This window comes from Sphingomonas sp. (assembly GCF_019749955.1).
Classification (GTDB): Bacteria; Pseudomonadota; Alphaproteobacteria; order Sphingomonadales; family Sphingomonadaceae; genus Sphingomonas.
Window position 1 is genome coordinate 1 of sequence record NZ_JAIEPC010000006.1, and the last position, 12,321, is coordinate 12,321.

A 12,321-nucleotide genomic window follows, 5' to 3' on the forward strand; every position below is an offset into this window, starting at 1 on the left:
CATGAACACCACAACGGCGATGAACGCGATCGTCAGCAGCACGACGATCATCAGCCGCCAGCCGCGCGCGATCGGCAGCACGCGCCCAAGCAGCCGCACGCCGCCATCGAGCATCGCGGCAAACACCAGCCCGCCAAAGATGATCAGCAGCGGCTGGATCAGCAGCACCACCAGCGCCATGACCGCCGCCAGACCGAGCCAGACGCCCGCGCGCTTCAATTCCTTGCGAATTACCGGATCGCTGAGTTCGCTGGGGCTTGGCCCCTGCACCATATCCTCAATGGCCGACTCGTCGCTCATCGCCTGTCGCTTACTTTGCACGCGGCGCGTGCAGCGACGTCCCTGCCCGACCGCCCCGGAAGGACTGCCCCCAGGTCAGCGGATTCCACGTGCCCTCGCCCGTCTTCGAATAGGTGATGAATTCGGCGCGGCCGCCCAAATTCTCCCATGGCACGGGGCCGCCCAGACCAAGCTGTGCGACCGGAAAGCGGCTGTCGGCGCTTTGATCACGGTTGTCGCCCATCACGAAGACATGGCCTTCAGGCACCTTGATCGGCCCATAGAAATCGCCTTCGGTACGACCGAGCTCGACCGTGTCATAGCGTCGGCCATTGGGCAAAGTTTCGGTGATGACGGGCAGCTTGCAATGCTTGATCCCGTCGGCGCCGACCGTCATCGCGTTTGGCAAATAGCCGCTCATGTCACAGGTCGGCTTGCCCTCGCCGGGGATCGGCACGCCGCCATAGGCGCGAATGTCGACCTGGTGCAGCGGGCCGCGCTCGACGGCCTTGCCGTTCAGGATCAACACGCCGTCGCGCACTTCGACCGTATCGCCGGGCAAGCCGACGACGCGCTTAATATAGTCCGAATTCACCCCCGGTGGCGAAATGATCACGACATCGCCGCGCTCAGGCATGCTGCCGAACAGCCGACCCTTGATAAAGGGCAGCACATGGAAGGTCGGCGAGATGTACGAATAGCCGTAAGGGAATTTCGACACGACGAGCTGATCGCCGACCAGCAGCCCCGGCAACATCGATTCGGATGGAATATAGAAGGGCTTGGCAATGAAGGTGTGAAAACCCAGCACCGCCAGCACCAGCCAGAAAATGCCCCTCAGCTCGGATGCCCAGTCGGTCTTGCCCTTCGCGGCCTTGCCCTTCGGTGCTGCCGATGGTTGCTGTTCCGGTCCGGCTTCCAACGACACGTCCTCACTCGCCATACACTAACCCTTATAGCGCCACCGCCTCGATCACCACGAACGCCTGCGCCCAGGGATGATCGTCGGTCAGCGACAAAAATATGCGCGCGGCGTGCCCTTGCGGGGTGATCGCGTCAAGCCTTGCCCGCGCGCCGCCGGTGAGCGCCAAGGTCGGCGCGCCCGACGGCGCATTGACCACGCCGATATCGCGCATGAACACCCCGCGCTTGAATCCGGTCCCGACCGCTTTGGAAAAAGCTTCCTTGGCGGCGAAGCGCTTGGCGAGCGTCCCTGCCTTGGTGAAGGGCCGCGACGCCGCCTTGGCGCGCTCGACATCGGTGAACACGCGCGTCTCGAACCGATCGCCAAAGCGATCGAGCGAGGCCTGTATCCGCTCAATGTTGCAGAGGTCTGAGCCGATGCCGATGATCAACGTGCCGCGTCCATCGCCGCGCGCATCGTGCGGACCGCATCGCCCAGCCCGGTAAAAATCGCCTCACCAATCAGGAAATGGCCGATGTTGAGTTCGCGCACCTGCGGGATCGCGGCAATTGGCGCGACATTGTCGAAGGTCAGGCCGTGGCCCGCATGCACTTCGATCCCGTTCTTCGCCGCCAGCGCCGCCGCATCGGTCAGACGGCGCAGCTCGGCGGCCTGCGCTTCGCCCTCGAGCTCCGCATACAGACCGACATGCAGTTCGAGCACGGGCGCGCCGAGCCGCAAAGTCGCCTCGACCTGACGCGGATCGGGCTCAATGAACAGGCTCACCCGGCAACCCGCTTCCCCGAGAATGTCGACGAGGCGCTTGAGCCGGTTCTGCTGCCCGGCGGCATCAAGCCCGCCCTCGGTGGTCCGCTCCTCGCGCTTTTCGGGGACGATGCACACCGCGTGCGGGCGGTGGGCGAGTGCGATGGCGAGCATCTCATCGGTCGCCGCCATTTCAAGATTGAGCGGCACCGTCAGCTCGGCCATCAGCCGGGCGATATCGTCATCGGTGATGTGCCGCCGGTCTTCGCGCAGATGCGCGGTAATGCCATCGGCGCCCGCTTCCGCCGCCAGCAACGCCGCGCGGACCGGATCGGGATAGCCAACGACGCGCGCGTTACGCACCGTCGCGACGTGATCGATGTTGACGCCGAGGCGAAGGCGGTCCTCAACGACGCGGCTGGGTTGATCGGTCAAGCCGCCAACCCCCGACTACCCGGCTTCACCGGCGGGATCGCCGCCAGCTCGGGCGGCAGCGCGTCGGCGGGATAGGCGGGGATGTCGAGCTTGCAAAGCGACACGAGCGGCACGCCAACGTCCGCCGTGCCATTCGAGCGGTCGATGATGCACGCCGCGCCGAGCAACTCGCCGGGGTGCTGGCGAATCGCGGCGATGCATTCGCGCGACGAGAGCCCCGTCGTCACCAGATCCTCGACCATCACCACCCGCGCGCCGGGTGGGATTTCGAAATTGCGGCGCAGTTCGAACTGGCCATCGACGCGCTCGACGAAAATCGCCTTGCAGCCGAGCGCCCGCGCGGTCTCGTACCCCGGAATAATGCCGCCCATTGCGGGCGACACGACTAAGTCGACCGGCCCGAATTGGGCCGTGATCACTTCGGCGAGCGCGCGCGCGAGTCTTTCGGTCCGCACCGGGTCCTGAAAAACGAGCATCTTCTGCAGGAAAATCGGCGACCGCAGCCCCGACGACAGGATGAAATGCCCCTCCATCAGCGCGTTCGCCGCACGGAATTCGTCGAGCACTTCGGCTTCGGTCATCGATCTTGTCGCCCTTGTATCGAGGCGTGTCCGCCAGTGTTGGAGGCGGGGTGATACGGTCGCCACGGCGCCTCCGCAACGCTCCGCCCGCGACCCTAGCCCAAAAAACGTATGCGATATGCTTGAGGCATGGGGCAGTGCTGCGTATAGGCGCTCCCAAAGGGCGCAAAAGTGCCCGCACCCCGCAGATGATGGGGCAACTCCAGAACTGGGGCGACAACGACCGATGTTGAATTTTGGGCGAAATACGGGATTGATCGCGGCACTGGCCGCCGCCGGGCTGATGCTCGGCAGTGTCGGCCATGCCAAGGCGCCAACAACGGCCCCCGCTGCCGCGACGGCGCAGGGCGTCACCGTCACCGATCCGAAGACCGCCACCCCGGCGCCCGCAGCGCCCGAAGCGGTCAATCCGCTGCTCGCGGACAATGGCGGCCCGGCGATGGCGATCGACCCGAAGATTGGCCAGCCCGTTGACGGTTGGATCGACGTGCAGGAACAAGTCACCCCCACCGGCAAGCGCGCCGCGTGGATGCATGATTCGATCCTCGTCCCCGTGATCACGGTAATTTCGATCTTCGTGCTCGGCCTGCTGGTGTGGGTCGTCATCCGCTATCGCCGCGCGGCGAACCCGATACCATCGAAGACCAGCCACAACACGACGATCGAAGTGATCTGGACGCTGGCGCCGGTGATCATCCTCGTCGGCATCGCGGTGCCGTCGATCGGCCTGCTGCAGGCGCAGTACAAGCCCGCGCCGTCGAACGCGATCACGCTCAAAGCCATCGGCAACCAATGGTATTGGAGCTACCAATATCCCGACAATGGCGGGTTCGAAATCACCGCGAACATGCTGAAGGAAAAGGGCACGACTGCCCCGGGCGAGCGCGCCCGCACCGATGCCGATGGCCCGCCGCTGCTCGCGACCGATAACCGAATCGTGCTGCCGGTCGGCGTGCCGATCAAGCTGCTGACGACCTCCGCCGATGTGATTCACGCCTGGGCGATGCCCGCCTTCTGGATCAAGCTCGACGCGGTCCCCGGCAAGATCAACGAAACCAGCTTCACCATCCAGAAGCCCGGCGTTTATTTCGGCCAATGCTCCGAACTGTGCGGCTCGCGCCATGGCTATATGCCGATCACCGTCGTCGCCGTCGAAAAGCCGGTGTTCGACCAGTGGGTCGTCGCCAAGGGCGGCACCGTGAAGGGCGCGGCACCTGCGGCTGCCGCCCCTGAAGCGACGCCTGCCGCCGCCACCTTCAACACCACCGCGACGGCCCCTGCCGCTGCGCCTTCGGACAAGTAAGCCCATGACCGACACCGCACTCCACCCTTCGGCGTTTCAGGCGCATGGCGATGATCACGCGCATCACGATGCCGATCACAAACCCGGCTTCTTCGCGCGTTGGTTCATGTCGACCAACCACAAGGACATCGGCACGCTCTACCTGATCTTCGCGATCGTCGCGGGGATCATCGGTGGCGCGATTTCGGGCATGATGCGCGCCGAACTGGCGAAGCCAGGGCTGCAATATCTGCCGGCCTGGGCCGCGATGCTGGCGGGTGGCAATAGCGTGTCGCTCGATGAATCGCTCCATCTGTGGAACGTGCTGATCACCGCGCACGGGCTGATCATGGTGTTCTTCATGGTCATGCCGGCGATGATCGGCGGCTTTGGCAACTGGTTCGTGCCGATCATGATCGGCGCGCCCGACATGGCGTTCCCGCGGATGAACAACATCAGCTTCTGGCTGCTGATCCCCAGCTTCACCTTGCTGCTGGCGTCGCCCTTCTTCGGCGGCGCGGGCACCGGCTGGACCGTTTACGCGCCGCTGTCGACCTATGGCTCGACCGGGCCTGCGGTCGACATGGCGATCCTGTCGCTCCACCTGGCGGGCGCGAGCTCGATCCTCGGCGCGATCAACTTCATCACCACCATTTTCAACATGCGCGCGCCGGGCATGACGCTGCACAAGATGCCGCTGTTCGTGTGGTCGGTGCTGGTCACTGCCTTCCTGCTGCTGCTCTCGCTCCCGGTGCTGGCGGCGGCGATCACAATGCTGCTGACCGATCGCAATTTCGGCACGACCTTCTTCGATCAGGCGGGCGGCGGCGATCCGGTGCTCTACCAGCATCTGTTCTGGTTCTTCGGCCACCCCGAAGTCTACATCATGATCCTGCCGGGCTTCGGCATCGTCAGCCATGTCATCTCGACCTTCTCGAAGAAGCCGATCTTCGGCTATCTCGGCATGGCCTATGCGATGGTCGCGATCGGTGTCGTCGGCTTCATCGTGTGGGCGCACCACATGTTCACCACCGGCCTGTCGGTGAACGTGAAAATGTACTTCACCGCCGCGACGATGGTGATCGCGGTACCGACCGGCATCAAGATTTTCAGCTGGATCGCGACGATGTGGGGCGGCTCGCTGACCTTCAAGACGCCGATGCTGTGGGCGATCGGGTTCATCTTCATGTTCACCGTTGGTGGCGTGACCGGCGTGGTGCTCGCCAATGGCGGCATCGACGATTACATGCAGGACACCTATTACGTCGTCGCGCACTTCCACTATGTGCTGTCGCTCGGCGCGGTGTTCAGCCTGTTCGCGGGCTTCACTTACTGGTTCCCGAAAATGTCGGGCCGGATGATGAACGAAGCGCTCGGCCAGCTCCATTTCTGGGTGTTCTTCGTCGGCGTGAACCTGCTGTTCTTCCCGATGCACTTCCTCGGGCTGCAGGGCATGCCGCGCCGCATCCCCGATTATTCGCCAGCGTTCGCCAAATATAACGAATGGGCGACGATCGGCTATATGATCATGGCGACGAGCATGATCTTCTTCTTCGTCAATGTGATCTGGTCGCTGATGGCGGGCAAGAAGGCCGGCAACAGCCCTTGGGGCGACGGCGCGACGACGCTCGAATGGACGCTGTCGAGCCCGCCGCCGTTCCACCAGTTCGAAACGCTGCCGGTGATCGACGCCGACACGCGGCATTGATCGCGGCCCTCTCCCGCTTGCGGGAGAGGCGATGCCAACTTGGCAGCTTGCTGCCTCACCAACCCTCTCCCGCATGCGGGAGAGGGCTTTGGACACAAAAGACATGACGACGACCACGCTGACTGCGCCCCCGATCACCGCCGACTGGCGCGATTTCTTCGCGCTGACGAAACCGCGCGTGATGCGATCGGTCGTCTTTACCGGGCTGTGCGGGATGCTGGTCGCGCCGGTCGCGCTCCCCTTTCCGATCGCGTTCACCGCGATTCTCAGCATTGCGCTGGCGGCAGGGGCAGCAGGCACGCTCAACCAATGGTATGAAGGCGATATCGACGCGCTGATGAAGCGCACCGCCAAGCGCCCGATTCCGGCCGGGCGGATCGACCCCGACACCGCGTTCCAGTTCGGCGTGGGCGTCGGCGTGTTCAGCGTGCTACTGATGGGGCTGGTCGTGAACCTTATTGCTGCCGCGCTGCTTGCCGTGTCGATCCTGTTCTACGTCGTCGTCTACACCATGGGCCTGAAACGCTACACGCCACAGAATATCGTCATCGGCGGTGCGGCCGGCGCCTTCCCGCCGCTAATCGGCTGGGTTGCCGCGACCGGCAGCGTGTCGCTGCTCCCGATCCTGATGTTCGCGCTGATTTTCCTGTGGACCCCGCCGCACAGCTGGGCGCTCGCGCTGCTGATCCGCGACGATTACGCCAAGGGCGGTGTGCCGATGATGCCCGTCGTCGCAGGCGCGCGCTCGACCCGCTGGCAGATGCTGGGCTATGCGGTCGCGATGGCGATGATCGCGGTCGCGCCTTGGCCGCTGGGCCTTGCAGGCGCCTTCTACGGAATCGTCGCAGCCATCGCCTCGGCAGTGTTCGTCGCCCTGACCGGCTGGGTGGTCGCGGTCGCCGCCCCCACCCCTGCCGAAATGAAGCCAGAACGCGTGCTGTTCGTCTATTCGATCGGCTATGTGCTGGCGATGTTTGCCGCGCTCGTCGTTGATCGGTGGGTCGCATGACCCCCGACGAGGAGAAAGCGATCCGCGCCAAGCAAAAGTCGCGGTCGCTGGTGATGGCACTCATCCTCGGCGGGCTGGTGGTGCTGTTCTTTGCGATCACCATCGCCAAGATTCAGGCGGGCCACGCATGACCCGCAAGCTGCGCACCGCGATCCTCGCTGGCATCGGCGTGTGCTGCATGACGGGCTTGGGCTATGCGAGCGTCCCGCTGTACCGGCTGTTCTGTCAGGCGACCGGGCTCAACGGCACGACGCAGCGCGGACTGGCGGCACCTGGCGCGATCAACCAACAGGTCACCGTCGCGTTCGACACCAATGTCGATCCCAAGCTGAAATGGACGTTCGAGCCGGTGCAGCGCTCGGAAACGGTCCAGCTCGGCGCGCGCAGCATGGCGTTCTTCACCGCGACCAATAATACGGACCATGAAATCACCGGCAGTGCGACCTTTAACGTGTCGCCAGCACAGGCGGGCCTGTATTTCACCAAAATCCAGTGCTTCTGTTTCAACCAGCAGACGCTGAAGCCGCATGAGACGGTGCGCATGCCCGTGATCTTCTTCGTCGACCCCAAAATCGCGGCGGACCCCGACGCGAAGGACGTCAACACGATCACGCTCAGCTACACCTTCTACCCAGTGGATTCGCCCGCGCCCAAGGGCTAAAGCGCGTCCGAACGACATCTTTGACGGGAAACGACGATGGCCGGTGCCAAGAATCACGATTACCATATCCTGCCCCCCAGCATCTGGCCGCTGATGGGGTCGATGGCTGCACTCGCGCTCGCCGCTGGCGGCATCATGTGGATGCACAAGGCCGATCCGAGCGGCATCGTCTTCTACATCGGCCTCGCGGGCGTGCTCGCGACGATGTTCCTGTGGTGGCGTGACGTGATTCGCGAAGCGCATGCCGGTGATCACACACCCGTCGTCCAGCTCCACATGCGCTACGGCATGATTCTGTTCATCGCCTCTGAAGTCATGTTCTTCCTCGGCTGGTTCTGGGCCTTCTTCGACTTCTCGCTGTTCCCCGCCCCCGTCGAGTTCGTCGGCGGTCAGGTCAGCCGGGTTGCCGAGACGGTTGCCAATGTCGCGGGCCAATGGCCGCCCAAGGGTCTTGAGGTCATCAACCCGTTCGGCTTCCCGCTGCTCAACACGATCATCCTGCTGCTGTCGGGCACCACGGTCACCTGGGCGCACCACGCGCTGCTGCACGGCGACCGCGACGGGCTGAAGAAGGGCCTGTGGGTCACGATTATCCTCGGCGCGATCTTCAGCACGATTCAGGGTTACGAATATGCCGAAGCGCCGTTCCACTTTGCCGGGCTGAACTATGGCGCGTCGTTCTTCATGGCGACGGGCTTCCACGGCTTCCACGTGCTGATCGGCACGATCTTCCTCGCGGTGTGCCTTGCGCGCGTTTACGCGGGCCACTTCACCCCGCGCCAGCATTTCGGCTTTGAAGCGGCGGCCTGGTACTGGCATTTCGTCGACGTGGTGTGGCTGTTCCTGTTCGTCTCGATCTACGTCTGGGGCGGCGCGGGCGCACCCGTTCACGCCGGTTGAGGTGATCGCGCCTGAAGCGCCGACTCCGACCCAAGTCGCGCTGAAGGGCCTTTGCCCCCGCTGCGGGAGCAAGACGCTGTTCAAGGGCTGGACGCAATTCGCCGATCGCTGCGGCGTGTGCGGGCTCGATCTGTCGAGCTTCAACGTGGGTGACGGTCCGGCGGCGTTCCTGACCTTGATCATCGGCGCGGTGATCGTCGCGCTGGCGATCACGGTCGAGCTGAGCTTCAGCCCGCCCTTCTGGGTGCATATCATCTTGTGGATACCGCTGACGGCGGTCGCCGTGGTCGCCTCGCTGCGGGCGGCGAAGGGCGCGTTGATCAGCCTCGAATTTCGCAACGCCGCCGCCGAGGGGCGGATCAAGGATCAATGATCCGCCTGCCCGTCATCTCGACGATCATCGTTGCGCTGGCCGCCGCGGCGATGATCGCGCTGGGCGTGTGGCAGCTCCAGCGTGCCGACGAAAAAGCCGTGGTGCTCAAGACGCTTGCTGCGAATCAATCGCGCCCGCCGATTGCCTTCCCGTCGATCCCGATCGGCGACGACCTGCTGTTCCGCAAGGCCAGCGCTTTCTGCCTCAGCGTGACCGGCTGGACGACGCAATCGGGCCGCGACGCCAAGGGCAACAGCGGCTGGCGCAAAATCGCGCAGTGCCGCACCGGCGCCGAAGGGCCGGGCTTTCAGGTCCAGCTCGGCATCGGCAATGATCCCAATGGCAATCCGGCGTGGAAAGGCGGCAAGGTCAGCGGCTTCATCAGCCACGCGCCCAACGCCAATCCGCTGATCGTCTCGATGCTCGGCGGCGGTGGCTCCAAGACGCTGATGCTGATCGCCGACACGCCTCCGGCGGGACTTCGGCCCAATGCGGGGCCCGATCTGTCCGCAGTGCCGAACAATCACCTCGCTTATGCCGTGCAGTGGTTCATCTTCGCGGGGATCGCGGTAATCATCTATCTGGTTGCCCTGCGGCGGCGCGCGCTTGCCCCGCGCACCCCGGCCCAGTAACGCCGGACGCCATGCAGTATCGCAGCACGCGTGGGACCGCGCCCGCGCTCGACTTTCAAGGGGTGACGCTGGCGGGGCTGGCGAGCGACGGCGGGCTCTACGTCCCCGATCATTGGCCGACGCTGTCGCGCGAGCAAATCGCCGCGTTGGCGGGCCTCGATTATGTCGAGACGGCAGTGCGGGTGATGGCGCCCTTTACCGCAGGTGTGCTCGATGAGGCGGCACTGCGCGATCTGTGCCGCGCTGCTTATGGCCGCTTTGCGCATACCGCCGTCACGCCCTTGGTCCAGCTCGACGCGCAGCACTGGCTGCTCGAGCTGTTTCATGGCCCGACGCTCGCCTTCAAGGATGTCGCGCTCCAGCTGCTCGGGCTGATGTTCGAACGCTTCCTGAAGGGCAGCGACACCCACCTGACCGTGATCGGCGCGACCAGCGGCGACACCGGATCGGCGGCGATCGACGCGCTGGCAGGGCGTGAGGGCATCGACATTTTCATGCTCCACCCGCTCGGGCGCGTCAGCGACGTCCAGCGCCGCCAGATGACGACGGTGCTCGCCCCGAACGTCCGCAATATCGCAGTCGAAGGCAGTTTCGACGACGCGCAGGCGCTGGTGAAGGCGATGTTCAACGACGCCGATTTCGCCGCGCGCTTCAATCTGGGCGCGGTCAATTCGATCAACTGGGCGCGGCTGATGGCGCAGGTGGTCTATTATTTCTACGCGGCCGTCCGGCTCGGTGCGCCCGAGCGCGCGGTCGCTTTCTCGGTGCCGACGGGCAATTTCGGCGATGTCTTCGCAGGCTATGTTGCGGCGAAGATGGGGCTGCCGGTCGCCAAACTGATCGTTGCGACCAACGTCAACGACATCCTCCACCGTGCGCTGTCGTCGGGCGACTATTCGGTCGGCAGCCTCACGCCGACGGCGGCGCCGTCGATGGACATTCAGGTGTCGAGCAATTTCGAACGGCTGCTGTTCGATCTCGGCGGGGCCGACGGCGCGGCGACCGCAGCGCAGATGCGGGCGTTCGAGGCGAGCAAGGCGATGCAGCTCACCCCCGATCAGCGCGCCGGCGCAAAGCTGTTCCACAGCGACCGGATCGATGCCGACGAGATGGCGATGGCAATGCGTTGGGCGCATGAGGCAACCGGCCATGTGATTGATCCGCACACCGCAATCGGGCTGGCTGCCGCGCGCCGGGCCGGAATTGAGGGCGCCCCGGTGGTAACGCTCGCGACCGCGCATCCGGCGAAATTTCGCGACGCCGTCGAACGCGCGACCGGCGTGCGACCCGCTCTCCCCGCGCGCGTCGGCGAATTGTTCGAGCGTGAGGAGCGGTACGACACGCTGCCTGCGACGTTTGAAGCGGTGACGGGCTATGTGGCCGCGCGGGCGAAGGCGTGACGCTCCTCACCCTCGTCGCCGAACCCTGGGCCGATTACGGGCTGGTGGACTCGGGCAACGGCCGCAAGCTCGAGCGTTACGGCCGCTTCCGCTTCATCCGCCCCGAACCGCAAGCCATGTGGGCGCCCGCGTCGGACAGCTGGGAAGCCGATGGCGAGTTCATCGCCGCGTCGGACGAAGATGGCGGTGGCCGCTGGGACTTGTCACGCGATGTGCCGCGCGGCGGCTGGCATGTGCGGTGGGAGGAATTGCTGTTCCTCGCGCAGAACACGCCGTTTCGCCACCTCGCCTTCTTCCCCGACATGGCGCCGCAATGGGAATGGATGCGGGGGCATGTGGCCGAGGGCGACGAGGTGATGAACCTGTTCGGCTATACCGGTGTCGGCACGCTCGCGCTGGCGGGCAAGGGCGCCAAGTTGACGCATGTCGATGCTTCGAAGAAATCGGTCGAGGCGGGCAAGGCCAATGCTTTCCTGTCCGACATGGCCGATCGCCCGATCCGCTGGATGGTCGACGACGCCGCGAAGTTCGCCGCGCGCGAAGTGCGGCGTGGACGGCGCTACGACGGGATTTTCCTCGATCCGCCCAAGTTCGGGCGCGGGCCGGATGGCGAAGTCTGGCGGCTGGAGGAAGGCTTGCCGGGGCTGATCGCCGATTGTCGGCGGCTGATGGATGGCGACAGCAAGTTTCTGGTGCTGACGGTTTACGCGGTGCGGATGTCGGCGCTCGCGATCGGCGAATTGCTGCGCCAGGCGATGGACGGGCTTGGCGGGACGGTCGAGGTGGGGGAAATGGCGGTGCGGGAGGAAGCGAGGGGGCTGCTGCTCCCGACGGCGATTTTTGCGCGGTGGTCAAAGTAAGGTTGGTTCACGCGAAGGGCGCGAAGGAAAGAAGGACGCGAAGGGGAACCGCATGGATGTCGAGGGATTGGCCGCGATTGCCATCGATTGCGGTCTGTATGTCCATCGCAAGGTGGGACCTGGTCTGCTCGAATCGGCCTATGAAGCGGTACTGGCGCATGAGCTGGGGCGGCGTGGCCTGATCGTGGAGCGGCAAAGAGTGATTGCTATCCACATCGACGATCTGCACATCGAAGCCGGCTTTCGGGCCGATATCATCGTCGAGGATCGGCTACTGATCGAACTCAAGTCTGTTGATCGGCTTGCGCCGGTCCATACCAAGCAGGTGTTGACCTATCTTCGATTTCTGAAACTGCCCGTAGGGCTTTTGATGAATTTTGGTGGAGAAACCTTCAAGGAAGGCCTGCGGCGCATCGTCAACAATCATGTCGACTAAGGCGTCGAGCCGGATTGCGGGGCCTGTCAGGATTTCCGTGTGTGGGCGGGCGGTTGAACATTACGCCGCCATGGCTTTGATGAAGCGCTCGCCGAA

General features: G+C 64.5%; 15 protein-coding genes and 1 pseudogene. 11 read left to right on the forward strand and 5 right to left on the reverse strand.

Annotated elements, in window-relative coordinates:
* The 5 genes and pseudogenes from K2W81_RS00765 to pyrE form a co-directional block, all read right to left on the reverse strand.
* Positions 1-300, reverse strand: a pseudogene (locus K2W81_RS00765) (AI-2E family transporter); the annotation flags it as partial.
* Between the two features lie 10 nt (positions 301-310).
* A complete protein-coding gene (gene lepB / locus K2W81_RS00770; protein ID WP_294100462.1) occupies positions 311-1,222 on the reverse strand; it encodes a signal peptidase I in 912 nt (303 codons plus the stop codon).
* Between the two features lie 10 nt (positions 1,223-1,232).
* Positions 1,233-1,634: a holo-ACP synthase gene (gene acpS / locus K2W81_RS00775; protein ID WP_294100464.1), complete on the reverse strand. Its 402-nt coding sequence runs from the start codon at positions 1,632-1,634 to the stop codon at positions 1,233-1,235.
* Entirely contained in the window at positions 1,631-2,383 is a 753-nt protein-coding gene (locus tag K2W81_RS00780) for a pyridoxine 5'-phosphate synthase (protein WP_294100466.1), read from the reverse strand. Before K2W81_RS00780 ends, acpS begins: the two co-directional genes overlap by 4 nt.
* Entirely contained in the window at positions 2,380-2,964 is a 585-nt protein-coding gene (gene pyrE, locus K2W81_RS00785) for an orotate phosphoribosyltransferase (RefSeq protein WP_294100468.1), read from the reverse strand. Before pyrE ends, K2W81_RS00780 begins: the two co-directional genes overlap by 4 nt.
* A 226-nt stretch (positions 2,965-3,190) precedes the next feature.
* On the opposite strand from pyrE, the gene coxB reads away from it, so the two are divergent.
* The 11 genes from coxB to K2W81_RS00840 all read left to right on the forward strand — a co-directional run bounded on the left by coxB (position 3,191) and on the right by K2W81_RS00840 (position 12,225).
* Positions 3,191-4,267, forward strand: a complete 1,077-nt coding sequence (coxB, locus tag K2W81_RS00790) for a cytochrome c oxidase subunit II (protein WP_294100470.1) — start codon at positions 3,191-3,193, stop codon at positions 4,265-4,267.
* Positions 4,268-4,271: 4 nt separating this feature from the next.
* Complete coding sequence (ctaD, locus tag K2W81_RS00795) at positions 4,272-5,954, forward strand: cytochrome c oxidase subunit I (protein ID WP_294100472.1); 1,683 nt, start codon at positions 4,272-4,274, stop codon at positions 5,952-5,954.
* Positions 5,955-6,057: 103 nt separating this feature from the next.
* Positions 6,058-6,963 carry a heme o synthase gene (locus tag K2W81_RS00800; RefSeq protein ID WP_294100474.1) on the forward strand — a complete coding sequence of 302 codons (906 nt, stop codon included), beginning with the start codon at positions 6,058-6,060 and terminating at the stop codon, positions 6,961-6,963.
* Positions 6,960-7,094, forward strand: a complete 135-nt coding sequence (locus tag K2W81_RS00805; protein ID WP_294100476.1) for a hypothetical protein — start codon at positions 6,960-6,962, stop codon at positions 7,092-7,094. The genes K2W81_RS00800 and K2W81_RS00805 overlap by 4 nt, the downstream gene beginning before the upstream one ends.
* Positions 7,091-7,624 carry a cytochrome c oxidase assembly protein gene (locus tag K2W81_RS00810; protein WP_294100477.1) on the forward strand — a complete coding sequence of 178 codons (534 nt, stop codon included), beginning with the start codon at positions 7,091-7,093 and terminating at the stop codon, positions 7,622-7,624. Before K2W81_RS00805 ends, K2W81_RS00810 begins: the two co-directional genes overlap by 4 nt.
* A 36-nt stretch (positions 7,625-7,660) precedes the next feature.
* Complete coding sequence (locus tag K2W81_RS00815) at positions 7,661-8,524, forward strand: cytochrome c oxidase subunit 3 (RefSeq protein ID WP_294100479.1); 864 nt, start codon at positions 7,661-7,663, stop codon at positions 8,522-8,524.
* Between the two features lie 4 nt (positions 8,525-8,528).
* Complete coding sequence (locus K2W81_RS00820; RefSeq protein ID WP_294100489.1) at positions 8,529-8,897, forward strand: DUF983 domain-containing protein; 369 nt, start codon at positions 8,529-8,531, stop codon at positions 8,895-8,897.
* Entirely contained in the window at positions 8,894-9,529 is a 636-nt protein-coding gene (locus K2W81_RS00825; RefSeq protein ID WP_294100481.1) for an SURF1 family protein, read from the forward strand. Before K2W81_RS00820 ends, K2W81_RS00825 begins: the two co-directional genes overlap by 4 nt.
* A gap of 11 nt (positions 9,530-9,540) precedes the next feature.
* A complete protein-coding gene (gene thrC, locus K2W81_RS00830) occupies positions 9,541-10,929 on the forward strand; it encodes a threonine synthase (protein WP_294100483.1) in 1,389 nt (462 codons plus the stop codon).
* Entirely contained in the window at positions 10,926-11,789 is an 864-nt protein-coding gene (locus tag K2W81_RS00835) for a class I SAM-dependent methyltransferase (protein WP_294100485.1), read from the forward strand. Before thrC ends, K2W81_RS00835 begins: the two co-directional genes overlap by 4 nt.
* 52 nt (positions 11,790-11,841) lie before the next feature.
* Complete coding sequence (locus tag K2W81_RS00840; protein WP_294100487.1) at positions 11,842-12,225, forward strand: GxxExxY protein; 384 nt, start codon at positions 11,842-11,844, stop codon at positions 12,223-12,225.
* Positions 12,226-12,321 lie beyond the last annotated feature (96 nt).

Bases quoted from the DNA above. Each gene is read 5' to 3' on its own strand.
- lepB (WP_294100462.1), bottom strand. From the start codon at position 1,222: ATGGCGAGTGAGGACGTGTCGTTGGAAGCCGGACCGGAACAGCAACCA.
- pyrE (WP_294100468.1), bottom strand. From the start codon at position 2,964: ATGACCGAAGCCGAAGTGCTCGACGAATTCCGTGCGGCGAACGCGCTG.
- coxB (WP_294100470.1), top strand. From the start codon at position 3,191: ATGTTGAATTTTGGGCGAAATACGGGATTGATCGCGGCACTGGCCGCC.
- ctaD (WP_294100472.1), top strand. From the start codon at position 4,272: ATGACCGACACCGCACTCCACCCTTCGGCGTTTCAGGCGCATGGCGAT.
- K2W81_RS00800 (WP_294100474.1), top strand. From the start codon at position 6,058: ATGACGACGACCACGCTGACTGCGCCCCCGATCACCGCCGACTGGCGC.
- K2W81_RS00805 (WP_294100476.1), top strand. From the start codon at position 6,960: ATGACCCCCGACGAGGAGAAAGCGATCCGCGCCAAGCAAAAGTCGCGG.
- K2W81_RS00810 (WP_294100477.1), top strand. From the start codon at position 7,091: ATGACCCGCAAGCTGCGCACCGCGATCCTCGCTGGCATCGGCGTGTGC.
- K2W81_RS00815 (WP_294100479.1), top strand. From the start codon at position 7,661: ATGGCCGGTGCCAAGAATCACGATTACCATATCCTGCCCCCCAGCATC.
- K2W81_RS00825 (WP_294100481.1), top strand. From the start codon at position 8,894: ATGATCCGCCTGCCCGTCATCTCGACGATCATCGTTGCGCTGGCCGCC.
- thrC (WP_294100483.1), top strand. From the start codon at position 9,541: ATGCAGTATCGCAGCACGCGTGGGACCGCGCCCGCGCTCGACTTTCAA.
- K2W81_RS00840 (WP_294100487.1), top strand. From the start codon at position 11,842: ATGGATGTCGAGGGATTGGCCGCGATTGCCATCGATTGCGGTCTGTAT.